Source organism: Microbacterium sp. CGR1 (assembly GCF_051062835.1).
GTDB lineage: Bacteria > Actinomycetota > Actinomycetes > Actinomycetales > Microbacteriaceae > Microbacterium.
Window position 1 is genome coordinate 428,801 of sequence record NZ_JAOTPG010000002.1, and the last position, 21,042, is coordinate 449,842.

The window sequence follows — 21,042 nt, forward strand, 5'->3', positions numbered from 1 at the left end:
GACATCTCGTGTCATCACTGTACACGTGACGACACGTCGTGACATCATGGTCAGATGCCACGATGGTCACCGGATGCTGCACTGCGACTCGAAGCTGCGGCGATACTGCTCTTCGAAGGACAGGGATTCTCGGCGACCACGGTTCCGCAGATCGCCGAAGCGGCCGGCCTGACCACTCGCACGTTCTTCCGGCACTTCACGGACAAACGCGATGTCCTGTTCCTGCGCGATCGCGAGTTTCCGCACGCGGTCAGCGACTTCATGGCGTCGGCCCCGCCCGAGAGCTCGGCGCCCGCAACGGTGCGCGCCGGGCTCGCCGCGGCGGCCCGTGGCATCCAGGACTGGCGGCAACCGATCGCACGTCGGCACAAGGTCGTCCACAGCGAGCCTGCGTTGCACGAGCGTGAGCTTCTTCAACGCCATCACCTCGCCCGCGCGATCGAGGATTCCCTGATTCAGCGCGGCACCCGCCCTCGGCAATCGCACACACTGGCAGCCGTAGCCGTGACGTGCTTCGACCTGGCGATGGAGCAGTGGCTCGAAGGGCCACCCGATCGTCTGTTCGAGGAGTGCGTGGAATCCGCGTGGAACGACATACGCGACTGCATCGACGGGTGATGCGAGGGGCGTCAGATCACAGACCCCGAACATTTTCGTGACCAAACCGTTGCATTCGTTATCTCGCCGTTATAGAGTGATCGCACGGTGAATGTTTGCTGTGGCATACACCGCATGTGATTGCAGGACACTCTTGGTGCAAGGGACAAGGGCCGGTCGGGAGCCTCTCCGACCGGCCCTTTACTGTTGCCAGTACGCTGTTCCCATGACCGATCGCAAGCTCGCCCTCGAAGCATGGGAGAGCCTGTTCCGCGCGCAGCACGAGCTGTTCACCGAGATGAACGCCGACTTCGAGGACACGGATCTCGGCCAGGCCGAGTACGACGTGCTGCTCACGGTCACCCGCTCCCCCGGCATGTCGGCTCGACTGCGCGATGTGACGGCGAACATGCTCATCAGCCAGCCGAGCGTCTCGCGTCTGATCGATCGCATGGTCGCTCGCGACCTCGTCGCGAAGTGCCCCGATCCCGATGACGGACGCGGAGCGCTGATCAGGGCGACGGATGCCGGCGCCAAGGCGTTCCGCAGCATCGCGACCGTGCACGGGCGATCCATCGCCGAGCGGATGTCGCGTCTCGACGACGCCGAGCTGAAGACGCTCCGCGACCTGGCCGAGAAGCTTCGAGCCCGCTGACCTTCTCCCTCTGCATCACGGCCGCGACGACCTCCCTCGATTTCTGGCAGGGTGGAGCGTGAACGCCCGCGCGGCCGCGCCGGCATCCAAGACCGCCCCCTCGGGGGGAACCAGGGAGGTCATCCATGGAGATCGCCGGAATCGTCGGCATCCTCGTCATCGTCGGAATCGCAGTCGTCGCCGCTGTCGTCGTCCTGCTCATCCTGCTGCTGTTCGCACGCAGCTGGATCAAGGTCGCGCGCGCCGATGAGGCGCTCGTCATCTCGGGACGCAAGCAGAAGGTCGCGCGCGCTGTCATCGGCGCCGACGGCTCGACCAGAGACGAGATGTCGGAGTCGCCCGTCACGGTCATCGTGAACGGCAAGTCGCTGGTGAACCCCATCACGCAGCGCCACGAGATCATCTCGCTGCGCTCGCGTCAGGTCTCGCTCAACGCCGAGGCCCAGTCGCTCGACAGCGTCACGCTCAATGTCGACGGCGTCGCGATCGTGAAGATCGGCTCCGACCCCATCCTCGTGCGCCGCGCCGCCGAGCGTTTCGCCTCGCAGGACAAGGCCATCGAGCAGTTCACCACCGAGCAGCTCGAAGGTGCGCTCCGCGGCATCGTCGCGACTCTCTCGGTCGTCGAGCTCATGCGCGAGCGCAAGAAGTTCTCCGACCAGATCGCCGCCGACGTCTCGCAGGAGCTCGCCGAGCAGGGTCTGATCCTGGACTCCTTCCAGATCAAGGGCATCACCGACAAGGTCGGCTACATCCAGTCGCTCGGTGCTCCCGAGATCCAGGCGAAGCGTCAGTCCGCCGAGATCTCGCAGACCAACGCCGACCGTGCGATCAACCAGAAGAACATCGCCAACCAGGAAGCCAACCTGGTCGAGCAGACCGCTCTCGACACCAACACCGCCAACGCGAACGCCGGCATCGGCCGTGCGCGCGCCGAGGCCGAGCAGGCCGAGAACCTCGCCCGCGAGCAGGCTCAGCAGGCCGTTCTGCAGCAGCAGGCCGAGAACCGTCAGGCCCAGCTCGACGCCGACGTCAAGCGCGTCGCCGACGCCCAGCGGTACGAGGCCGAGACCCGCGCCCAGGCCGAGCTCTACACGCGTGAGCGTGCGGCCGAGGCCGGCGCGATCGAGCAGGTCAAGCAGGCCGAGGCCCGCACCCGCATCGCCGAGCAGCAGGCCCAGGCCGACAAGGCCAAGGCCGACGGTGAGGCCGCAGCCGCGATCGCCCGTGCGACCGGTGAGGCCGACGCACTGCGCGCTCAGGCCGAGGCGGAGTCCGAGGCTCGCCGTCTGCGTGCGAACGCCGAGGCCGACGCGATCCGCGCCGAAGGTGAGGCGCGAGCAGCGGCTGTCGAGGCCGAAGCGAAGGCCATCGCCTCCAACCAGGACGCATTCCTGTCGCAGCGCGTGCTCGATGTGCTGCCGTCGATCATGGCCGAGTTCTCGAAGGGCTACGCCGCGATCGGCAACGTCTCGATCATCGGCGGCTCGAGCGAGGACGGCGCCTCGAACGTCGTCGGCGCCGACAGCGCGAAGGCGCTGAAGTCGGTGTTCGACAGCGTCAGCTCGGCGACCGGGCTCGACCTCGCGTCGATCATCCAGGGTCAGGCCGTCGGTCGTGGCATCGGCGAGGGCGTGGCTGCGGCCTCCGCCCCGACCGCCGCTCCGACTCGCAGGTCGGCCCCGACCACCCCGCCGCCGCCGGCACCGCCGGCTCCCGCAGCGGAGTAGTCAGCACACAGGACACAGCGGATGCCGCGGCCGGATCGGTCGCGGCATCCGTCGCCTGCGGGGCGCGTGCGGAACGGGCAGACTGGACGGATGACGCCCGCCCCCTTCGACCTCGCCGCGATCGGCGTCGGGCTGTCGTTCGCGGCTGCCGTCGACGATCTCTCCGCAGCGCTCGACGCCGGCGCGTCGGTAGTCGTGAGTGCACCGCCGGGCACGGGCAAGACCACCCTCGTCCCCCCGCTCGTCGCATCCAGGTCGACCGGACGCGTGATCGTAACCCAGCCCCGCCGTGTCGCCGCCCGCGCGGCGGCCCGGCGACTCGCCCAGCTCGACGGCTCCGCGCTCGGCACGCGCGTGGGATTCACCGTCCGCGGCGAGCGCTCCGCGGGCCCCGAGACACGGGTCGAGTTCGTCACTGCCGGAGTCCTCCTCCGGCGGATGCTCGATGATCCGGGCCTCGACGGCGTGAGCGCGGTGGTCATCGACGAGGTGCACGAGCGGGCGATCGAGACCGATCTGCTGATCGGCCTGCTCTCGGAGGTGCGGGAGCTGCGGGACGACCTCACGGTCATCGCCATGTCCGCCACCCTCGATGCCCCGCGCATCTCTGCCGTCCTCGGCACAGACCTTCCTGCACCGATCGTCCACCACGACGTCCCCGCCTTCCCTCTCACCGAACGCTGGGCACCGAGCCCCGCGCCGCGACTCGATGAGCGCGGGGTCACCCGGGGGTTCCTCGATCACATCGCCGCGACCACGGCATCCGCCGCCGGGGATCTCACCCGCGACGACCCTCGGGCCGACGTGCTGGTCTTCGCCCCAGGCGCTCGGGAGGTGTCCGAGATCGCCCGGCGCCTCCGCACCGCGAGCGACGCGTTCGATGTGCGCGAGCTGCACGGTCAGATCCCCGCGGCAGAGCAGGATGCCGTGATCCGCGGCCGCGCGCCCGACGCCCCTGCGCGCATCATCGTCACGACATCGCTCGCAGAGTCATCGCTCACCGTGCCGGGTGTGCGCCTCGTCGTGGACAGCTGCCTGTCGCGGCAGCCGCAGCGCGACGCCGCCCGCGGAATGACGGGCCTCGTGACCACCGCCGCCTCCCGCTCGTCGTGTGTGCAGCGCGCGGGGCGCGCCACGCGTCAGGGCCCCGGCATCGTTATCCGCTGCGTCGACGAGCGCACGTATGCGGCGGCTCCTGCGCGCCCGGCTCCCGAGATCGCGGTGACCGACCTCGCGGATGCTGCCCTTCTGCTCGCCTGCTGGGGTGCCCCTGGGGGCGCCGGCCTGCGGATGATCGACCAGCTGCCCGCCCAGAATCTGGTCGATGCCCTCGCCGTGCTCCGGGGTCTCGGCGCGGTCGACGACGAGGGTCGCGCCACCGCGGAGGGCCGCGTCCTGGCGCGCATCCCGACCGATCCCCGGCTCGCCCGCGCTCTCCGCGACGGCAGCCCTGCAGTCGGGGCGCGCCTTGCCGCCGAGGTCGTCGCGCTGCTGGGCGGCGACCTGCGCATCGCCGAAGCCGACGTCGCTCAGGCGATCGTCGCGCTGCGCGGCAGTCGCGCACCGGACGCCAGGCGGTGGCGCAGCGACGCGGATCGCCTCGAGCGCATGGTCCGCCCGACGCCCGGGGTCCGCTCGGATCTCGACGGGGTCGGCCTCGTGATCGCGCTCGCCTTCCCCGAGCGGATCGCCCACCGCGTCGAGCGCACCGCCGAGGGAGCGACGTTCCTGCTCGCCTCCGGCACCCGTGCGGGCGTGCGCGGTCCTCTGGCGGCGGTCGAGTGGCTCGCCGTCGCCGATGTCGCGCGCGCCTCGGCCCGTGCGGCAGCGGGATCCGGCGCGATCATCCGCTCCGCGGCCGTGCTCACCGAGGCGCAGATCGAGAGCGCCGCGAGTCACCTCATGACCGAGCGCGTCGAAGCGGAGTTCACCGGCGGTCGGGTGCAGGCTCGTCGCGAGCGCCGCATCGGTGCGATCCTGCGCTCCTCGGCGCCGGTGCGGGCATCGGCCCAGGAGGGAAGGGATGCCGTGCGCCGCGCGATCCGGAGAGACGGGATCGGCATGCTCGCGTGGTCTGAGGGCGCTGACGCTCTACGCCGCCGCTTGGCGTTGTTGCACCGAGAACTCGGCGACCCCTGGCCGGATGTCTCGGATGCCGGGCTGGTCGAGACTCTCGATGCGTGGCTGGCACCGGAGCTCGACGCCCTCGCGGGTGGCACCCCCGTGAGCCGGCTGGATCTGACGTCGGCTCTTCGCAGGCTGCTGCCCTGGCCCGAGGCGACGCGGCTCGATGAGCTCGTTCCCGACCGCCTCGAAGTCCCCACCGGTTCCCGCATCCGCATCGACTACCCGCCGCACGATGATGCGACCGCGCGCCCTGTCGTCGCCGTGAAGCTGCAGGAGTGCTTCGGTTGGGCCGAGACGCCGCGGCTCGTCGACGGACGGGTGCCGGTGCTGTTCCATCTGCTGTCCCCCGCACGGCGCCCGCTCGCAGTCACCGACGACCTCGCCTCGTTCTGGTCGGGCCCGTACTCCCAGGTGCGCGCCGAGATGCGCGGGCGCTACCCGAAGCACCCGTGGCCGGAGGACCCCTGGGCCGCGGTGCCGACCAGGCATACCAAGAACCGCTCCGCGCGCTGAGCGACGATGCCGGCGAGTCTCAGGGCGTGCGGCGTCGCAGAGTCAGCGACGCGAGCACGAGCGCGCCGACCCCGAACGCGACGACCACCAACAGCGGTCCGTAGACGTCCCACCCGTCGTCGCCTGTGGTCACTGCGTTGATCGTGTCGATCGCGTAGCTCAGCGGCAGCCAGTCCGAGATCGCGTGCAGCACGTCGGGCATCTGGTCGCGGGGCATGAAGAGCCCTCCGAGAATGATCTGCGGGAAGACCAGCAGGGGCATGAACTGCACGGCCTGGAACTCGGTCTGGGCGAACGCGCTGGCGAGCAGCCCGAGCGCCGTGCCGAGAAGCGCGTCGACCACCGCCACGAGTCCGAGCTGCCACAGCTCGCCCTCGACGTCGAGACCGCACACTCCGACCGCGAACGACACGGTGACGACCGCCTGCAGCACCGCCATGAGGCCGAACGCGAGGGCGTAGCCGAGAATGAAGTCGGCCTTGCCGAGGGGCGTCGTCATGAGCCGTTCGAGGGTGCCCGAACGGCGCTCTCGCAGTGTCGTGATCGACGTGATCAGGAACATCACGATGAAGGGGAACAGCGCGAGGATCGCACCGCCGAACTGATCGAACACTCCGTCCTGGTCACTGAACAACCAGGCGAAGAGGCCCACCAGCAGGCTCGGGGCGATGAGCATCAGCGCGATCGAGCGTGGGTCGTGGCGCAGTTGGCCGAGTACCCGTGCGGCGGTCGCGAGCATCCGACGGCCGGTCATTGCGCCGTCCCCCGTCGCTCGCGCCGCGTGGCGGGCGGGGTGTGGGCCTCCTGCTCGCGACTGTCGCGTTCGATAAGGGCGAGGAACGCCGCATCGGGGTCGGCGGTGCCGGTGTCCGCGAGCAGTGCCGCCGGATTCGTGTCGGCGATGATCCGTCCGCTCCGCATCAGCAGCAGCCGGTCGCATCTCAGGGCCTCGTCCATCACGTGGCTCGACACGATCATCGTCACTCCGCGCTGGGCGAGTCCCCGGAACAGGTCCCAGAGCTCGACTCTCAGCACGGGATCGAGCCCGACGGTCGGCTCGTCCAGCACGATGAGCTCCGGCGTGCCGATGAGGGCCATCGCGAGCGAGATCCGCGTGGTCTGGCCGCCACTGAGCGATTCGACGAGCTGACCGGCCTGTGCGCCGAGACCCACCTCATCGATCACCCGGTCGACATCGCCCTTCGGCGCCTTGAGGACGGACGCGAGGTACGAGAGGTTCTGCCGCACGGTGAGGTCGCCGTACACGGCTGCCCCCTGCGTGCCGTAGGCGACCCTGTGGCGCAGCTGCCGCGATCCGCCCGGCTCCCCCAGCACCGTCACCGTGCCCTCGGATATCCGCTGCACGCCCACGATCGACCGCATCAGCGTGGTCTTGCCGCATCCCGACGGCCCCAGGAGTCCGGTGATCTCGCCCTGCGGGATCGTCAGGTCGATCCCGTCGAACACCGCGGTCTTCCCCCTGCGCACACGGAGCCCCGAGACCTCGACCGCCGGACCGTTCGTCATGATTGATTATCTGCCCGAGAGGCCGCGTGGGCGACCCCTAGTCGAGCAGATGCCGCAGGTAGCGCGGCGGGTCCTGCAGGAACGAACGCCAGTGGTTCACCAGCTCGAGATCGTGCCACTCGGCGGGACGGATGCCCCACTCGCCGACCTCGAGGATCTGCGCACCCGGTAGCGCGGCGAGCACCGGCGAGTGCGTGGCGCACAGCACCTGGCCACCGTCGTCGACGATGCGCTGCAGCACGGCGATGAGAGTGAGGGTCGACTGGAACGACAGCGCGGCTTCGGGCTCATCGAGGCAGTAGAAACCGGGCGAATCGAATCGGCTGTCGAGCAGAGCCAGGAAGGATTCCCCATGACTCATCTCATGGAACGGCACGTCGCCTCTGGGCGAGGGGTTCTCTTCGAGGTAGGTGTAGAACGAGTGCATCGTCTCTGCCCGCAGGAAGAAGCCCCACCGGTCGGCCCCTACTCCTCGCTGAAGCGTGAGCCACTCCGACAGCGGCGACTCGGTGGCTCGCGTGCTGTGACGAGCGAACTTCGAGCCGCCTTCAGGAGAGAGCCCGTAGGCGATCGCAATGCCCTCGACGATCGTGGACTTGCCGCTGCCGTTCTCACCGACGAGGAAGGTGACACCGGGTGCGAGGTCGATCCCCTCGTTCAGCACCTGGGCCACCGCAGGGATGTTCGTGGGCCAGACCCTCCCGGGTTCGGGGGCGTCGTCGTTCGCTCTGACAGCGACGACCGGCTGCTCTCGTCGACGACGGCTGCCGGGAGTCCAGATCGATTCCATGCGTTCCTCCTCCGAAAGAGGCTAGCCGCAGCCACCGACGCGGCCGTCGGGCAGTCGGCTCAGCACTCGATGACGTTGACCGCGAGCCCGCCCTCGCTGGTCTCCTTGTACTTCGTCGACATGTCGATGCCGGTCTGGCGCATCGTCTCGACGACCGCATCCAGCGAGACGTAGTGACTGCCGTCACCGCGAAGGGCGAGTCGTGTCGCCGTCACCGCGGTGGAGGCTGCGATCGCGTTCCGCTCGATGCACGGGATCTGCACGAGGCCGCCGATGGGGTCGCAGGTGAGTCCGAGGTGATGCTCCATGGCGATCTCTGCGGCGTTCTCGATCTGCCGGTTCGTGCCGCCCATCACGGCGGTCAGGCCGCCGGCGGCCATCGCACACGCCGAGCCGACCTCGGCCTGGCATCCGCCCTCGGCCCCCGAGATCGAGGCGTTCGCCTTGAACAGCGATCCCAGAGCGGTGGCGGTGAGCAGGAACCGTCGGATGCCGCGGCGACGGTTCGCCTCGGCGAGTGCGTCGGGGTCGTCGATCGCTCCGACGGCGACGAGCGACGCCTCCGCACCGAAGCCGAGCAGTGCACTGCCGACGAGCTCGCCGTACGGCGTGACCGCATTGCCGGCGCCGAGGCCGGAATCCGCGAGGAACCGCCACCAGTACATCGCGACCGCGGGGAGGATGCCGGCAGCGCCGTTCGTCGGCGCGGTGACCACTCGGCCACCCGCCGCGTTCTCCTCGTTGACGGCGAGCGCGAAGGCACCCAGCCACTCGCCGGGAAGCTCGCGATGCCCGTCGGCCTCGGCCTCCTCGAGCTGCCCGCGGATCGCACTCGCGCGGCGCTTGACCTTGAGCATGCCCGGAAGCACCCCGTCGGAGTGCAGGCCGTTGTCGACGCAGGCGGCCATCGCATCCCAGATCGCGTCGAGTCCCGCGGCGACGTCTTCCTCCGAGCGCTGCGCGGTCTCGTTCAGGCGGGCGATCTCTGCGATCGAGAGTCCGTGCTCGTCGCACAGCGCGAGCAGCGATGCGGCGTCCGCATACGAGTACGGCAGCGGAGCCGCGGAGATCTTCGCCTCCTCACCGTCCCGACGGATGAACCCGCCGCCGACGGAGTAGTAGGTCTCCTCTGCGACCATCTGCCCGTCGGCATCCTGCGCGGTGATCGTCATGGCGTTCGGGTGGCCGGGCAGGCGGGTGCGCGGCTCGAACACGATGTCCGTCTTCGAGAAGGGGATCTCGTGCGTGCCGTCGATCCACACAGTCTCACCCTCCCGAAGGTCGGTCCAGGCGGAGCGCACCTCCGACGGATCACAGGTCTCGGGTGCGAGTCCTCGGAGACCTGCGACGACGGCATCCGGAGTGCCGTGTCCGATTCCGGTGGCGCCGAGGGAGCCGTACAGCGTGCATCCGACGCGTGCGACGCGGTCGAGTGTACCGCTCGATCGCAGTCGGCGGGCGAACTCGAGCGCCGCCCGCATCGGCCCGACCGTGTGGGAACTCGAGGGGCCCACTCCGATGGAGAAGAGATCGAAGGCCGAGACGTACGCTGTCACCTCCCCAGCGTACGTCGTGATCGGCACTGCGGACGATCGGGGCGCCGCCGTCAAGCCCCTTCATCCGCACGCGCCGAGACTCCATCCTGGTCGGGCACTCGATGCGAAAGGACGATCATGACCGACAGCACACCCGCACAGGACCCGACCTCGGGCCTCGCCCCCGAGGCGCAGACCCCGACCCCGAGCCCGTCGTCCGGCGACGCCGGGGAGTTCAAGACCCCCGGCCAGAGCACGGAAGCACCCGCGGAGGCGGAGTCGCCCGAGGACGCCGACCCCTCGGAGATCCCCGACGACGAGGAGCTCGAAGAGCCGAGCACCGAGAAGGACCCCTCGGAGGAGCCGAAGGCCCCGACACGCAACGACCCCGAGCCCGACCATGAGGCGGTCGGGATCGGGGTCATCGACGGTCCGGAGACCGACGAGGGCGACTGAGCGACTCCTACCTCGCTCGGCCACCCGGTCGCTCCCGTCGCGATGCACCCTGCGACGGGAGCGAGTTCGGATGAGGGCTACTCGACGAGCTTGCCCTCGGTGTCGACCTCGCGCATGAGCTCCGCGATCTCCGCGGGGATCTCGGGGATCGGCTCGTGCGTGACTCCCCCGGTGGGCGACCAGACGAGGTTCACCTGCAGCGTCGGGTCGGTGTCGGGATAGTCGCTGCGGTTGTGGCACCCACGCGTCTCGCGACGCTCGAGTGCGGCCTCGATCGTGGCGCGGGCGGCGAGCGCCGACGCCTTGAGGTCGAAGGCATGGGCGAGATCCTGGAACCCCGCGATGTCGGGGTGGATGCCGATGTCCTCCATCCGCCCCTCGATCATGTCGAGGTCGGCGAGGCCGGCGCGGAGCCCCTCCTCGGACCGCACGACGCCCGCGTGCTCCGTCATGGTATTGCGGATCGCGCGCTGCAGGGCTCGCACGTTCTCGCGTCCGTCCGCTGCGAGCAGGTCGTCGATCTCGGCACGCGCCTGCGCCACGGCATCCGCCGACCGGCGCTGCGCGTCGAGACCAGCCGCGTGTGCCATCGCCGCCTGACCGACGATGCGGCCGTAGACGAGCAGCTCGATCAGCGAGTTGCCGCCCAGGCGGTTCGCCCCGTGCAGACCGCTCGACGCCTCGCCGATCGCATAGAGACCGTCGACGTCGGTCTGGTGGTCCTCCGGACGCACCCACACGCCACCCATCGAATAGTGCGCGGTGGGCGCGATCTCGATCGGCTCCGTGGTGATGTCGAGCATCTGCAGCTCCATCATCGTCTGGTAGACGCGAGGCAGACGGGTCATGATCGTCTCGCGCGGCAGGTGCGACACGTCGAGCCAGACGCCGCCGTTCTCCGTTCCCCGCCCCTCGGCGATCTCGGTGTACGCGGCGAGCGCCACACGGTCGCGGGTCGAGAGCTCCATGCGCTCCGGGTCGTACTTCGACATGAACCGCTCGCCGAGGGCGTTGCGCAGGATGCCGCCCTCGCCGCGGGCGGCCTCGGAGATGAGGGTGCCGGCGGCGTTCTCGGGCTCGATGATCCCGGACGGGTGGAACTGCACGAGTTCGGGGTCGCGCAGTCGGGCTCCCGCCTCGACCGCGAGGCGGAACGAGTCGCCGGTGTTCTCGTCGCGGCGCGATGACGTGCGACGCCAGATGCGGTTGTGTCCACCGGCGGCGAGGATCACGGCATCCGCGTGGATCAGGTAGCGCGTGCCGTCGGACTGGTCGAAGCCGTACGCGCCGAAGACGACGTTGTCGCGCACGAGCAGCCGGGTGATGTAGACGTGGTCGAGGATGGGGACCTCGAGCTGCTCGGCCTTGGCGACGAGCGTGCGCTGGATCTCGAGGCCGGTGTAGTCACCGGCGAAGGCGGTGCGACGGAAGGTGTGCGCGCCGAAGAACCGCTGCGAGATGCGCCCGTCGTCCTCTCGGGCGAAGTCCATGCCCCAGCGCTCGAGGTCGCGGATGCCGCGCTCGGCTCCCTGGGTCACGATCTCGACCGTGTGGGGGTTCGCGAGCAGGTAGCTCTCCTTGATGGTGTCGGCGGCGTGCTGCTGCCAGCTGTCACCCTCGTCCATGGTTCCGAGCGCGGCGTTGATGCCACCGGCGGCGAGCGAGGTGTGGGCATCCTGTCGGGGGCGTTTGCCGACGGCGAGGACGTCGATGCCGTGTTCGGCGACCTCGATCGCCGCGCGCAGCCCGGATCCGCCGGTCCCGATGACGAGGACCGTGGTGGAGATCTGACGTTCGCGAGTACTCATGCATTCGACGCTAGTTAGGGCGACCTAATAACTCCAATGCATTGTTCTACTGGTATCGATAGACTGCAGGCATGAACCTCGAGCAGCTCCGCGGGTTCGTCGAGGTCGCACGCCTCGGCCACTTCACCCGCGCCTCCGAGCACCTGCACCTCGCCCAGCCGTCACTGAGCCGACAGATCTCGACCCTCGAGCGCGAGCTCGGTGCCGAGCTCTTCCACCGGGCCCGCGGGCACATCGCGCTCACCTCCGCCGGTGAAGCGCTGCTGCCCCGCGCACAGCGGATGCTCGCGGAGTCCGAAGCGATCCGCGAGGAGATGGGCGAGCTCGCCGGGCTCCGCCGCGGGCGCGTGCGACTCGGCGCCCCTCCCACCCTCTGCATCAGCCTCGTCGCCGAGGCGATCAGCACGTTCCACGCCGACCACCCCGGCGTCGACCTCCACCTCACCGAGAGCGGCTCACGCCTGCTCGTCGACCAGCTCGCCGTCGGCGCGGTCGACATCGCGCTGATCACCGAGTCGGAAGGGCCTCCGCCTTCGGGGTTCAGCCTGTCGCGCATGCCGCTGCTCACCGAGGAGCTCGTCGTGGTGTCCGCGGCATCCGAGCCCCCGGTGTCGTCGTCCTCGTCGATGAGCCTCGCGCACCTCGCCACCCTCCCCCTGATCGCCCTCGACGAGACCTACGAGCTGCGGGCGACGACCGATGCGGCGTTCCGCTCGGCCGGGTTGACCCCGAACTTCGTGCTCGAAGGCGCGGAGATGGATGCGGTGCTGCGCTTCGTCGAGCGGGGCGTCGGGGTCGCCGTCGTCCCCGCGATGGTGCTCTTCGACCAGCCGGCACTGCGGTCGGTGCGACTCACGCACCCGATGATGACCCGCACCGTGAGCCTCGCCCACCGCGCCGATGTCACCCCCGCGATCGCCGTCGCCGCGATGCGCCGTGTGATCGTCTCGACGGCCGCCGACTACGCGCGACGAGACCCCGCGATCACGAGCCTGCTCGACTGAGGGTGCTCAGCCGGCGAACACACGCGTGAGCCGGACCACCAGCAGACCCACCGACACGATCAGCCCCAGATACGCGAGGCCGAGCCCGACGATGGCCGCGGCGCGGAATGCGCCGCGACGCCGCACGGCGGCGTGGCCGATCAGGGCAGCGACCGCAGCGATGCCGATCGCGATGAGGTATCCGACGATGCCGCTCGGCAGCGCGAAGAGCGACACGATCGCCAGCACGCCGCACACCAGGCCCACGACATGCCATACCCGGTTGTTCTTGGCCTGCTCAGGAAGCGTCATGGGCACGAGCCTATCGAGCCGGGAGACGCCCGGATGCTTCTGCGCACTCCCCGGAAACGCAAAACCCCCGCCGCTTTCGCGACGGGGGTTTCAGCTGATGTGCGCCCGAAGGGACTCGAACCCCTAACCTTCTGATCCGTAGTCAGATGCTCTATCCATTGAGCTACGGGCGCTCCTGGACCGCTCAGCGGGCCGTGGAACAGCCTATAACAGTCCACACTCGAATGCGAATCGAGCAGGATCAGTCGTCGTCATCGGGGACGGTCTGCTTCTTCTTGCGCTTGGCTTTCGCGCGCTGCAGAGACGAAAGAGCCTGCAGGTCGACGAGGCGGAGCGCCTGCATCCTGGCCTCGCGCATCCGCTCGTAGTCGGGGTCCTGATCGGGACGCATGCCCTCGACGCGCAGCCGACGATCGAGGTTGTGACGCACGTCGGCCCAGGCCCCCTCTCGGGCCTCCTCGACGATGGCGCGGAGCGCCGCCTCGTTCTCCATCGTCTCGCGCAGCTTCGTCGCGACTCCGTGCGACTGCTTCGCGCGGCGACGGAGGTTGCGCACATCGCGGTCGCGGTAGTCATGCGTTCCGGAGGGGTCGGAATGGCGACCGCGAGCGCGCTTGCGCAACTCGGTGAGGTTGCGCTCGACCTCTTCGGACTCCTCCGCCATCGCCCGCAGCGCTTCTCGCGCGTCGGCGATGTACTTGTCGGTGTCGAACACGCCGTTCTCGGCGATCGTGCCGATGAGGATGTGATTCTTCACGGCGAGGCGCGCGGCAGCGGTCGCGATCGCAACGCCCTCGGCGATGGCCTCCGCAGTTCGTCCCACCGCTACCTCCTCTCTTCGAGCGTACCGGTATCGCTCCCCGATGCAGTGGGCCAGAATGGATCGGAATCGGGTCGCCACGGCCTGCTCTACGACCTGCGGCACTCCCGACGCCGCCAGGAGGAGTGCAATGAAGCGTCTCACCCTCACCGGAAGCACCACCGTCATCACCGGGGCCGCGAGCGGCATGGGCGCGGAGATCGCACGGATCCTCGCCGCAGACGGCGTGCACCTCGCCCTGGTCGACCACAATGCGGAGGCGCTCGAGACCGTGGCGGCAGAGCTCCGGGGCACGACCGTCACCACGCACGTCGTCGATCTGCGCGACGATGAGGCCGTCTTCTCCGCGGTGGGCGAGATCACCTCAGCTCACCCGCACGTCAACGCACTGATCACGTGCGCCGGCTCCTCGATGCTCGGAACCCTCGAACAGCTGACCATGGAGGAGATGCGCTGGCTGACCGATGTGAACCTCTGGGGCACCGTGTCGATCACCAAGGCACTGCTGCCGACACTCCGCACGGAGCGCGCCGCACACGTCACGCACCTCGCGAGCATCTATGCGCTGGCCGCTCCCGCAGGGCGCATCCCCTACGCCCTCAGCAAGTACGCCGTTCGAGGGTTCTCCGAGGCGCTGCGTCACGAACTCGAGGGCACGTCGGTCAGCGTCGGCGCGATCTACCCGGCAGGCGTGCGCACGGGCATCATCCTGCACGGCCGGTATGCCGCGGCCATCGACCCCGCGGTGGCGGCACGAGCAGCGGCCGCGCAGGCGGCGATGTACCACACCGAACCGGCGGATGCCGCGGCGCAAATCGTGCGGGCGACCGAGCGACGTCGGGCGCGCACCATGGTCGGCCGAGAGGCGCGCCTCGTCGACGTGCTCGTGCGCGTCGCGCCGGCGGCCTACTGGCGCGTGATGCGGCGCCCGCTGCGCGAGGCGGTCGACACCACGACCCCGATCCGGTGAGTCAGCGGACGGCGCCGACCCAGATCCCCGACGCCCAGCCCTGCTGGTCGCCGTTGCACCCGACCGAGCCGGGGAATCCGCGCACGACCGCCATGCAGTTCGCGAGGAACTCGGGGTCTCCGCCGAACATCGACTGGTACGAGCCCGACGCATTGAGGGCGCCCCAGACCCTGAACTGGTAGATGTGCGCGAGCTCGTGCGCCATCGCCCACTTCAGCCGGTCGGCGCTCCAGTTCGAGATGTCGGCGCGGTACTTGATGTAGCCGTTGCTGTTCGCGCAGGCCGGGGCCGTTCCTCCCGCGCATGACGACGACTCATAGAGCCCGACGCCACCGCCTCCCACCGCGTCCAGTGCGGCGCGCACTCTCGCGTAGCCGTCGGGGCCGCTCGATGACCAGGCCGGCCCCTCGGGCGCGGCGTACTGAGCCGCCTCCCACGTGGTCACGTCCTCGCCGACCCTCTCGATGAGGGCATGAACGGTCGCGGTCGCCGCCACGACCGTGGCCGGGTCCTTCCGCTCGGCGAGCACGGTCTGCTGGGCCGACAGAGCGGATGCCCGATGGGCGGCTGTGTCGACCTTGCCCTCGGCACCCGCCATCGCGGCACCGAGCGCAGCGATCTCGTCGACGAACGCCGGGCGCACCTCGAGCACTGCGGCGCGAGCGGCGGTGTCCTTCTCAGCAAGGTCGATCGCACCCTCGAGGTGGTCCGTGCGCATCTGCGCGGTGCGCGTCGACTGCGACAGCGTCTGGAGCTCGGCGATGGCGGCCGCTCTGTCCTCGTCGAGGGCGACGGCGCGACCGACCACGCCGGCAGCGAGGAGGATCGCCGCGACCATGGTGACCGAGAAGACTCTGCGGATCACGACGCTCCCGTCATGGGAGGAACCCCGTGGTGTCGGCGAGCTGCGTCTCCTGCTCGGCGATCGCCGTGCGCAGAACCGTCAGCTTCTCGGCGAGCAGGTAGTTCGCGTCCCGAGTGGCGTCGAGCTGCTCCTCGGCCTGCACGACCGCGGCTCGCGCCTCGGCGAGCGAGTCGACCCGCTGCTGATCCGCGACCACGACGAGCACCGTCCCGCCGATCAACAGCAGGCCTCCGGTGACGACGGCGAGGCCCCTCATACCGCTCCCCAGAACAAGATGAATTTCCGGAACGATTTCCGTAGGGCCCAATATATCCTCGCGAAAGGTGCCGTTCTAGCGCACTGTCTCACCCGCCGCACTCCGGAAGCGACGGAGCCTGAGGCTGTTCAGCACGACGAACACACTCGAGAACGCCATCGCCGCGCCGGCGAGCATCGGGTTGAGCAGGCCGAGAGCGGCGAGCGGTATCGCCGCGACGTTGTACGCGAGCGCCCAGAAGAGGTTGCCGCGGATCGTTCCGAGCGTGCGTCGGGCCAGCCGGATCGAATCCACCGCACCCCAGAGGTCACCCCGGACGAGCGTCAGATCGGATGCTTCGATCGCGGCATCCGTTCCTGTCCCCATCGCGATCCCGAGGTCGGACTGCGCCAGAGCCGCTGCGTCGTTGACGCCGTCCCCGACCATGGCGACGACGGCACCTCGCGCCTGCAGCGCGGTGATCACATCGACCTTGCCCTCGGGGAGGACCCCTGCGCGCACCTCGTCGATGCCCACGGCATCCGCGATGCTCCGCGCCGCGCGCTCGTTGTCGCCTGTGAGCAGCACCGGGCGCAGACCGAGCCCCCGGAGGGCAGCGATCGCGTCAGCACTGGTGGCCTTGACATGATCCGCGACGACCAGGACGCCTCGCACTCGGCCGTCCCAGGCCACCGCGACAGCCGTGCGTGCGTCCGCTTCGGCACTGTCGAATGCCGTGGCGAGCATTCCGTCGAGGGGCAGCGCCCAGTCGTCCAGGAGCGAGGGCCGCCCGGCGATCACGGCATGCGACTCCACGACCCCCGTGACACCGCGGCCCACGATGCTGCCGAAATCCTGCACGGCGGGCAGATCGCCGATGCGCCCGGTGGCGCCCCGGACGATCGCCTGGGCGATGGGATGCTCGGAGGCCTCCTCGACCGCAGCCGCGTGGCGGAGGACCTCGGTGGCGTCTTCTCCGTCCGCGACGATGATGTCGACGAGCGCCATGCGCCCCGTCGTGACCGTGCCGGTCTTGTCGAGCACGATCGTGTCGACACGGCGGGTGGACTCGAGCACTTCCGGACCCTTGATGAGCACGCCGAGCTGCGCTCCGCGCCCTGTGCCGACGAGCAGCGCCATCGGCGTCGCGAGGCCCAGAGCGCACGGGCACGCGATGATCAGCACCGCCACGGCCGCGGTGAACGCGGCAGCCGCGCCGCCGCCGATCAGCAGCCACACGACCAGCGTGACGGCCGAGATGGCGAACACGATGGGCACGAAGACGGCCGAGAGACGGTCAGCGAGCCGCTGTGCCTCAGCTTTTCCCGACTGCGCCTCTTCGACGAGGCGTGCCATGCGGGCGAGCTGGGTGTCGGCTCCGACGCGCGTCGCCGACACGAGAAGACGACCGCCGACGTTGACGGTGGCGCCGGTGACCGAGTCGCCGGCTCGCACTTCGACAGGAATCGATTCGCCCGTGAGCATCGAAGCGTCGACTGCAGACGCCCCCCCGCGGACCACACCGTCAGTGGCGATCTTCTCGCCGGGGCGCACGACGAACAGGTCCCCTGCCCTGAGACGCTCGAGCGGCATCCGCTCTTCCCGTCCGTCGCGCAGGACCGAGACGTCCTTCGCACCGAGTTCGCCGAGCGCACGGAGTGCTGCACCGGCACGACGCTTGGAGCGCTGCTCGAGGAAGCGCCCGAGCAGCAGGAACATCGTCACGCCGGCGGCGACCTCGAGATAGATGCTGCCGAGACCGTCGCCTCGTTCGATCGTGAATCGGAACGGGTGGGTCATCCCCCACATACCGGCGGTGCCGAAGAACAGCGCGTACAGAGACCAGAGGTAGGCGGCGCCGACTCCGACCGAGATGAGGGTGTCCATCGTGACGGCGCGGTGGCGCGCGTTCAGGAAGGCGGCCCGGTGGAAAGGCCAGGCGGCCCAGGTGACGACCGGCGTGGCGAGGACGAGCGATGCCCACTGCCATCCCGGGAACTGCAGCGGCTCAGCCATCGCGAGGGCGATCACGGGGATCGCGAGCACCGCGGCGACGCTCAGGCGGAGCCGCAGTCGGCGGTATGCGGGATCGACCTCGGCGGACTCGATCTCCCGCGGGAGCGCAGCTGCGTATCCCGTGCGGACGACCTCAGAGATCAGATCGTCGACGGCGATGCCGGATTCGACCTGCACGTGGGCTTTCTCCGTCGCATAGTTGACGGTGGCCGCTACGCCCTCCATCCTGTTGAGCCGCTTCTCGATCCGCGAGGCGCACGACGCGCACGTCATGCCCTCGATCTCGAGATCGTAGGTCACCGCTTCGCCTGACATCTTCCCCTCCTCAGGCTCGGACGGCGCTGTAACCGGCCTCATCGACGGCGGCCAGCACGGCTGCGTCGTCGAGTTCGGCTTCGGAGGTGACTGTCAGGCTGCCCGCGGCGGCGCTGACCTCGATGCCGGTCACGCCGTCGATCTTCGCGACCTCGCTGCGGACCGACCCCTCGCAGTGTCCGCAGGTCATTCCGGTGACGGAGTAGGTGGTGGTGCTCATTCGTGCGTTCCTTTCGGCATTCATCAAGGGACTAATACCCCTAGGGGGTATCCCTTCGCTCACAACAGTACCCCGCGGAGGGGTATTCCCTCAACGCGAGGATGCTCAGATCGAGTACGTCGGGCTGCTGAGACGCCGCTCTGCCGCCGCCTGGCCGCTGGCCAGGTGTCGCGGAATGAGCCACCTCAGCGTCTCGACGTCGCGGGCCGCGATCGCTTCGAGGATCACACGGTGCTCCTCCGCCATCGCGAGCAGATCGTCGTGCTGTCCGAAGAGCCACCGCAGACGCGTGACGAACACGCCGATCAGCTCCCCGAGCATCTCGTTGCCGGCAAGCTCCGCCGAGATCTCATGGAACTCCCCCGCCGCGATGCGGGCGGCCTCGACGTCGCCCGCCTTCGACGCCGCGAGTTCGCGCTCGTATGCCGCCTGCAGTCTGGCGATACCCGCGTCGTCATGACGCTCGGCGGCGAACACGAAGATGAGGGTCTCGATCGCCTCGCGCACCTCCCCGAAGTCCTGGATGTCGCGGTGCGTGAACTCGCGCACGACGGCCCAGGTTCGGGGCCGGGCGACGACTACTCCCTCGCCGACGAGCGCGCGGATGGCCTCGCGCACCGGCAGTCGCGACACATTGAGCTCGGCCGCGATATCGCGTTCGACGAGGCGGGATCCGGGCACGCGGCGGCCCAGGATGATGTCATCGCGCAGAATGCGCGTCACCCTCACCGACTCGAGTTCGCCGGCAGTCCCCACCCCCGCCATACCGCGATTGTCCCACTCGGGCACCGGCGGAACAAGTTTTGGTATCCCAACGGGCGTATTTATTACGACCCGCCCCGCTCGACGCGGAGACGGGCGGGGCGGATGCCGCAGCATCCGACCCGCCCATCAGGCCTGGGTCAGGGCAGGCGGTTCGCGATCGAGAGGTTCGCCGCGAGCTCGTCGGCGGTCTGCTTCACGACGTAAGCCGGGCGATCGCGCTCGACTCGCCAGGACTCACTGAGCGGACCGACGTTGACCGTATCGAATCCGACCTCGTCGTAGAAGCGCGTGACGAATGCGACCGCCTCGGCGTCGTCACCCGCGGTCGCGAGCGCACGGCGGCCCTCGGTGCCCGCCGGGGTACCGTCGGTCGTGATGTCGGCGGCATAGATGTGGTTGAAGGCCTTGGCGATACGCGAGGTCGGCAGCTGCTGCTGCAGGAGCTCGGAGGTGGTGGTCTCGCCCTTGTCGAGGGCGTCGATGTGGCCGTCGCGCTCGAAGTAGTAGTTGTTGGTGTCGAGCACGATCTTGCCGGCGAGCTGCTCGACGGGGAGGGCATCGATCTTGCCGAGCGGCACCGTCACGACGACCGCGTCACCTGCCTCTGCCGCCTCCGCAGCAGTCGCGGCCCTCGCCTGCGGGCCGAGCTCTGCGACGAGGTCTGCGAGCGTCTCAGGTCCGCGCGAGTTCGCGATCACGACGTCGTATCCGTTCGCCACCGCGACGCGCGCGACCTGGCTGCCGATGTGTCCTGCACCGATGATTCCGAGAGTTGTCATTCTCAGGCCAACGCCTGCGAGGTCCGACTATTCCTTCCGTGTCGCCGCGTGTCGCGATCAGACGGCGAGGAGGAAGCGCTCTTCCACGCGGCGATACCCGAGGCTCTCGTAGAGCCGGATCGCCCCGGTGTTGAATCCGAAGACGTGCAGACCGATCGAGTCGGCGCCGAGCCGTGCGGCCTCGCGCTCGGCTGCGTGCATGACGTCGCGGCCGTACCCCTTGCGCCGCTGATCGTCGGCGATCTCGATGTCGAGGATGAACCCGTGCGGGCGTCCGCCCCGAGAGCGGACGCCGATCCACAGCACCCCCACCTCGACGCCGTCGACCTCGGCGGTGAACAGCTCCTGGCCTTCCGACGCGACTCCGTCGGGCAGCTCCAGCTCCATCTGCCTGTGCGACTCGACCGCCGCATCCTCGGCCGAATAGCGACCGGAGGCGGCGAGGTCCTCGGCGAAGGCGGCTTCGGATGCCGTGGCGAAACTCGTGAAGCGCTCTGCCGTCATGGGCCTCACGACGACGCGCGAGTCCGTCTCTCGCGACGGGAGCGGTTCGAGGAGCATCTGGATCGAAGCGACCTCGAATCCACCCCGCTCGACGAACGCGCGACTCTCGCTGTCCGAGGCGTAGACGCCCATGCTGATCCGATCGACCTGCTGCTTCCGTGCGAGGGCCTGCAGCTCGTCGAGCAGTGCGCCTCGCTGCGCGACGCTCGGTGCGAGCTCGAAGGAGAGATCCACGACGAAGAGGACACCGTTGTTCGCCGCGAGCCAGATGGTTCCCAGGCGAGTGCCGTCGTCGTCGATCTCGAGGACAAGCGAGGTCTGCGTCTCGTGTCCTTCCGAGAGCAGCTCGGCGAGGAACTCCTCGACGCGAGCGGCCGCGTCGTCGCCGACGAACATCCCCGAGTCCTGCCTGAGAGCGATCAGACGCTCGCGGGTCGCATCGAGCCAGTCGTCGAAGCGGCCTGCGCCGAGAGGGTTCAGATGAAGAGACATGGTTCCATCCTGCACCTCGCGGCGCCGG

At 69.3% G+C, this 21,042-nt stretch carries 21 protein-coding genes and 1 tRNA gene; 7 read left to right on the forward strand and 15 right to left on the reverse strand.

The genetic code is table 11. The features are described 5' to 3' along the window. The first annotated feature begins 54 nt into the window (after positions 1–54). From OD997_RS17000 to hrpB, 4 genes are all read left to right on the forward strand, one after another. Complete coding sequence (locus OD997_RS17000) at positions 55–618, forward strand: TetR/AcrR family transcriptional regulator (RefSeq protein WP_434332739.1); 564 nt, start codon at positions 55–57, stop codon at positions 616–618. Between the two features lie 205 nt (positions 619–823). After that, positions 824–1,252 (forward strand): MarR family winged helix-turn-helix transcriptional regulator, encoded by a 429-nt coding sequence (locus OD997_RS17005; RefSeq protein WP_434332740.1) that lies wholly within the window; start codon positions 824–826, stop codon positions 1,250–1,252. Between the two features lie 125 nt (positions 1,253–1,377). After that, the gene (locus OD997_RS17010; protein WP_434332741.1) at positions 1,378–2,982 is read left to right on the forward strand and encodes an SPFH domain-containing protein; all 1,605 of its coding nucleotides are present in this window, start codon (positions 1,378–1,380) and stop codon (positions 2,980–2,982) included. A gap of 90 nt (positions 2,983–3,072) precedes the next feature. After that, positions 3,073–5,622, forward strand: a complete 2,550-nt coding sequence (gene hrpB / locus OD997_RS17015) for an ATP-dependent helicase HrpB (RefSeq protein WP_434332742.1) — start codon at positions 3,073–3,075, stop codon at positions 5,620–5,622. 19 nt (positions 5,623–5,641) lie between these two features. Here hrpB and OD997_RS17020 read toward each other — a convergent pair whose 3' ends face one another. The 4 genes from OD997_RS17020 to OD997_RS17035 are packed head-to-tail and all read right to left on the reverse strand — an operon-like array spanning position 5,642 to position 9,495. Next, positions 5,642–6,376 carry an ABC transporter permease gene (locus tag OD997_RS17020; RefSeq protein WP_434332743.1) on the reverse strand — a complete coding sequence of 245 codons (735 nt, stop codon included), beginning with the start codon at positions 6,374–6,376 and terminating at the stop codon, positions 5,642–5,644. Next, entirely contained in the window at positions 6,373–7,149 is a 777-nt protein-coding gene (locus OD997_RS17025) for an ABC transporter ATP-binding protein (RefSeq protein WP_434332744.1), read from the reverse strand. The genes OD997_RS17020 and OD997_RS17025 overlap by 4 nt, the downstream gene beginning before the upstream one ends. Positions 7,150–7,186: 37 nt before the next feature. After that, complete coding sequence (locus tag OD997_RS17030) at positions 7,187–7,939, reverse strand: AAA family ATPase (protein WP_434332745.1); 753 nt, start codon at positions 7,937–7,939, stop codon at positions 7,187–7,189. A 59-nt stretch (positions 7,940–7,998) separates the two neighbouring features. Continuing rightward, entirely contained in the window at positions 7,999–9,495 is a 1,497-nt protein-coding gene (locus OD997_RS17035; RefSeq protein ID WP_434332746.1) for an L-serine ammonia-lyase, iron-sulfur-dependent, subunit alpha, read from the reverse strand. A gap of 117 nt (positions 9,496–9,612) precedes the next feature. Here OD997_RS17035 and OD997_RS17040 point away from each other — a divergent pair, with 117 nt between their 5' ends. After that, the gene (locus OD997_RS17040; RefSeq protein WP_434332747.1) at positions 9,613–9,930 is read left to right on the forward strand and encodes a hypothetical protein; all 318 of its coding nucleotides are present in this window, start codon (positions 9,613–9,615) and stop codon (positions 9,928–9,930) included. Between the two features lie 77 nt (positions 9,931–10,007). Here the strand turns inward: OD997_RS17040 and OD997_RS17045 are convergent, their stop codons facing one another. Then, positions 10,008–11,738, reverse strand: coding sequence for an L-aspartate oxidase (locus OD997_RS17045; RefSeq protein WP_056309668.1), 1,731 nt, complete (start codon positions 11,736–11,738; stop codon positions 10,008–10,010). 71 nt (positions 11,739–11,809) lie between these two features. On the opposite strand from OD997_RS17045, the gene OD997_RS17050 reads away from it, so the two are divergent. Next, entirely contained in the window at positions 11,810–12,742 is a 933-nt protein-coding gene (locus OD997_RS17050; protein ID WP_434332748.1) for a LysR family transcriptional regulator, read from the forward strand. 6 nt (positions 12,743–12,748) lie between these two features. Here the strand turns inward: OD997_RS17050 and OD997_RS17055 are convergent, their stop codons facing one another. From OD997_RS17055 to OD997_RS17065, 3 genes are all read right to left on the reverse strand, one after another. After that, entirely contained in the window at positions 12,749–13,033 is a 285-nt protein-coding gene (locus tag OD997_RS17055) for a hypothetical protein (RefSeq protein WP_434332749.1), read from the reverse strand. A 100-nt stretch (positions 13,034–13,133) separates the two neighbouring features. Then, positions 13,134–13,206, reverse strand: a tRNA-Arg gene (locus OD997_RS17060). 68 nt (positions 13,207–13,274) lie between these two features. After that, on the reverse strand, positions 13,275–13,856 hold the full coding sequence (locus OD997_RS17065) for an asparagine synthase (RefSeq protein WP_434332750.1): 582 nt from the start codon (positions 13,854–13,856) through the stop codon (positions 13,275–13,277). A gap of 127 nt (positions 13,857–13,983) precedes the next feature. Here OD997_RS17065 and OD997_RS17070 point away from each other — a divergent pair, with 127 nt between their 5' ends. Next, complete coding sequence (locus OD997_RS17070; RefSeq protein ID WP_434332751.1) at positions 13,984–14,823, forward strand: SDR family NAD(P)-dependent oxidoreductase; 840 nt, start codon at positions 13,984–13,986, stop codon at positions 14,821–14,823. Position 14,824: 1 nt separating this feature from the next. Here the strand turns inward: OD997_RS17070 and OD997_RS17075 are convergent, their stop codons facing one another. From OD997_RS17075 to OD997_RS17105, 7 genes are all read right to left on the reverse strand, one after another. Further along, positions 14,825–15,688 carry a hypothetical protein gene (locus tag OD997_RS17075; protein WP_434332752.1) on the reverse strand — a complete coding sequence of 288 codons (864 nt, stop codon included), beginning with the start codon at positions 15,686–15,688 and terminating at the stop codon, positions 14,825–14,827. A gap of 10 nt (positions 15,689–15,698) precedes the next feature. Continuing rightward, positions 15,699–15,944, reverse strand: coding sequence for a hypothetical protein (locus OD997_RS17080; protein ID WP_434332753.1), 246 nt, complete (start codon positions 15,942–15,944; stop codon positions 15,699–15,701). A 75-nt stretch (positions 15,945–16,019) separates the two neighbouring features. After that, positions 16,020–18,254, reverse strand: a complete 2,235-nt coding sequence (locus OD997_RS17085; RefSeq protein WP_434332754.1) for a heavy metal translocating P-type ATPase — start codon at positions 18,252–18,254, stop codon at positions 16,020–16,022. Between the two features lie 10 nt (positions 18,255–18,264). Beyond that, positions 18,265–18,474 carry a heavy-metal-associated domain-containing protein gene (locus tag OD997_RS17090; protein WP_434332755.1) on the reverse strand — a complete coding sequence of 70 codons (210 nt, stop codon included), beginning with the start codon at positions 18,472–18,474 and terminating at the stop codon, positions 18,265–18,267. A 105-nt stretch (positions 18,475–18,579) separates the two neighbouring features. Then, positions 18,580–19,197, reverse strand: a complete 618-nt coding sequence (locus OD997_RS17095; RefSeq protein ID WP_434332756.1) for a GntR family transcriptional regulator — start codon at positions 19,195–19,197, stop codon at positions 18,580–18,582. Between the two features lie 179 nt (positions 19,198–19,376). Next, on the reverse strand, positions 19,377–20,024 hold the full coding sequence (locus tag OD997_RS17100; RefSeq protein ID WP_434332948.1) for an NADPH-dependent F420 reductase: 648 nt from the start codon (positions 20,022–20,024) through the stop codon (positions 19,377–19,379). 51 nt (positions 20,025–20,075) lie between these two features. Next, the gene (locus OD997_RS17105; RefSeq protein ID WP_434332757.1) at positions 20,076–21,014 is read right to left on the reverse strand and encodes a GNAT family N-acetyltransferase; all 939 of its coding nucleotides are present in this window, start codon (positions 21,012–21,014) and stop codon (positions 20,076–20,078) included. Positions 21,015–21,042: the final 28 nt, after the last annotated feature.

Excerpts from the sequence above, each read along its gene's own strand:
- OD997_RS17045 (WP_056309668.1), bottom strand. The coding sequence starts at position 11,738 with ATGAGTACTCGCGAACGTCAGATCTCCACCACGGTCCTCGTCATCGGG.
- OD997_RS17040 (WP_434332747.1), top strand. The coding sequence starts at position 9,613 with ATGACCGACAGCACACCCGCACAGGACCCGACCTCGGGCCTCGCCCCC.
- OD997_RS17025 (WP_434332744.1), bottom strand. The coding sequence starts at position 7,149 with ATGACGAACGGTCCGGCGGTCGAGGTCTCGGGGCTCCGTGTGCGCAGG.
- hrpB (WP_434332742.1), top strand. The coding sequence starts at position 3,073 with ATGACGCCCGCCCCCTTCGACCTCGCCGCGATCGGCGTCGGGCTGTCG.
- OD997_RS17090 (WP_434332755.1), bottom strand. The coding sequence starts at position 18,474 with ATGAGCACCACCACCTACTCCGTCACCGGAATGACCTGCGGACACTGC.
- OD997_RS17020 (WP_434332743.1), bottom strand. The coding sequence starts at position 6,376 with ATGACCGGCCGTCGGATGCTCGCGACCGCCGCACGGGTACTCGGCCAA.
- OD997_RS17030 (WP_434332745.1), bottom strand. The coding sequence starts at position 7,939 with ATGGAATCGATCTGGACTCCCGGCAGCCGTCGTCGACGAGAGCAGCCG.
- OD997_RS17010 (WP_434332741.1), top strand. The coding sequence starts at position 1,378 with ATGGAGATCGCCGGAATCGTCGGCATCCTCGTCATCGTCGGAATCGCA.
- OD997_RS17085 (WP_434332754.1), bottom strand. The coding sequence starts at position 18,254 with ATGTCAGGCGAAGCGGTGACCTACGATCTCGAGATCGAGGGCATGACG.
- OD997_RS17070 (WP_434332751.1), top strand. The coding sequence starts at position 13,984 with ATGAAGCGTCTCACCCTCACCGGAAGCACCACCGTCATCACCGGGGCC.
- OD997_RS17055 (WP_434332749.1), bottom strand. The coding sequence starts at position 13,033 with ATGACGCTTCCTGAGCAGGCCAAGAACAACCGGGTATGGCATGTCGTG.
- OD997_RS17005 (WP_434332740.1), top strand. The coding sequence starts at position 824 with ATGACCGATCGCAAGCTCGCCCTCGAAGCATGGGAGAGCCTGTTCCGC.
- OD997_RS17105 (WP_434332757.1), bottom strand. The coding sequence starts at position 21,014 with ATGTCTCTTCATCTGAACCCTCTCGGCGCAGGCCGCTTCGACGACTGG.
- OD997_RS17000 (WP_434332739.1), top strand. The coding sequence starts at position 55 with ATGCCACGATGGTCACCGGATGCTGCACTGCGACTCGAAGCTGCGGCG.
- OD997_RS17080 (WP_434332753.1), bottom strand. The coding sequence starts at position 15,944 with ATGAGGGGCCTCGCCGTCGTCACCGGAGGCCTGCTGTTGATCGGCGGG.
- OD997_RS17050 (WP_434332748.1), top strand. The coding sequence starts at position 11,810 with ATGAACCTCGAGCAGCTCCGCGGGTTCGTCGAGGTCGCACGCCTCGGC.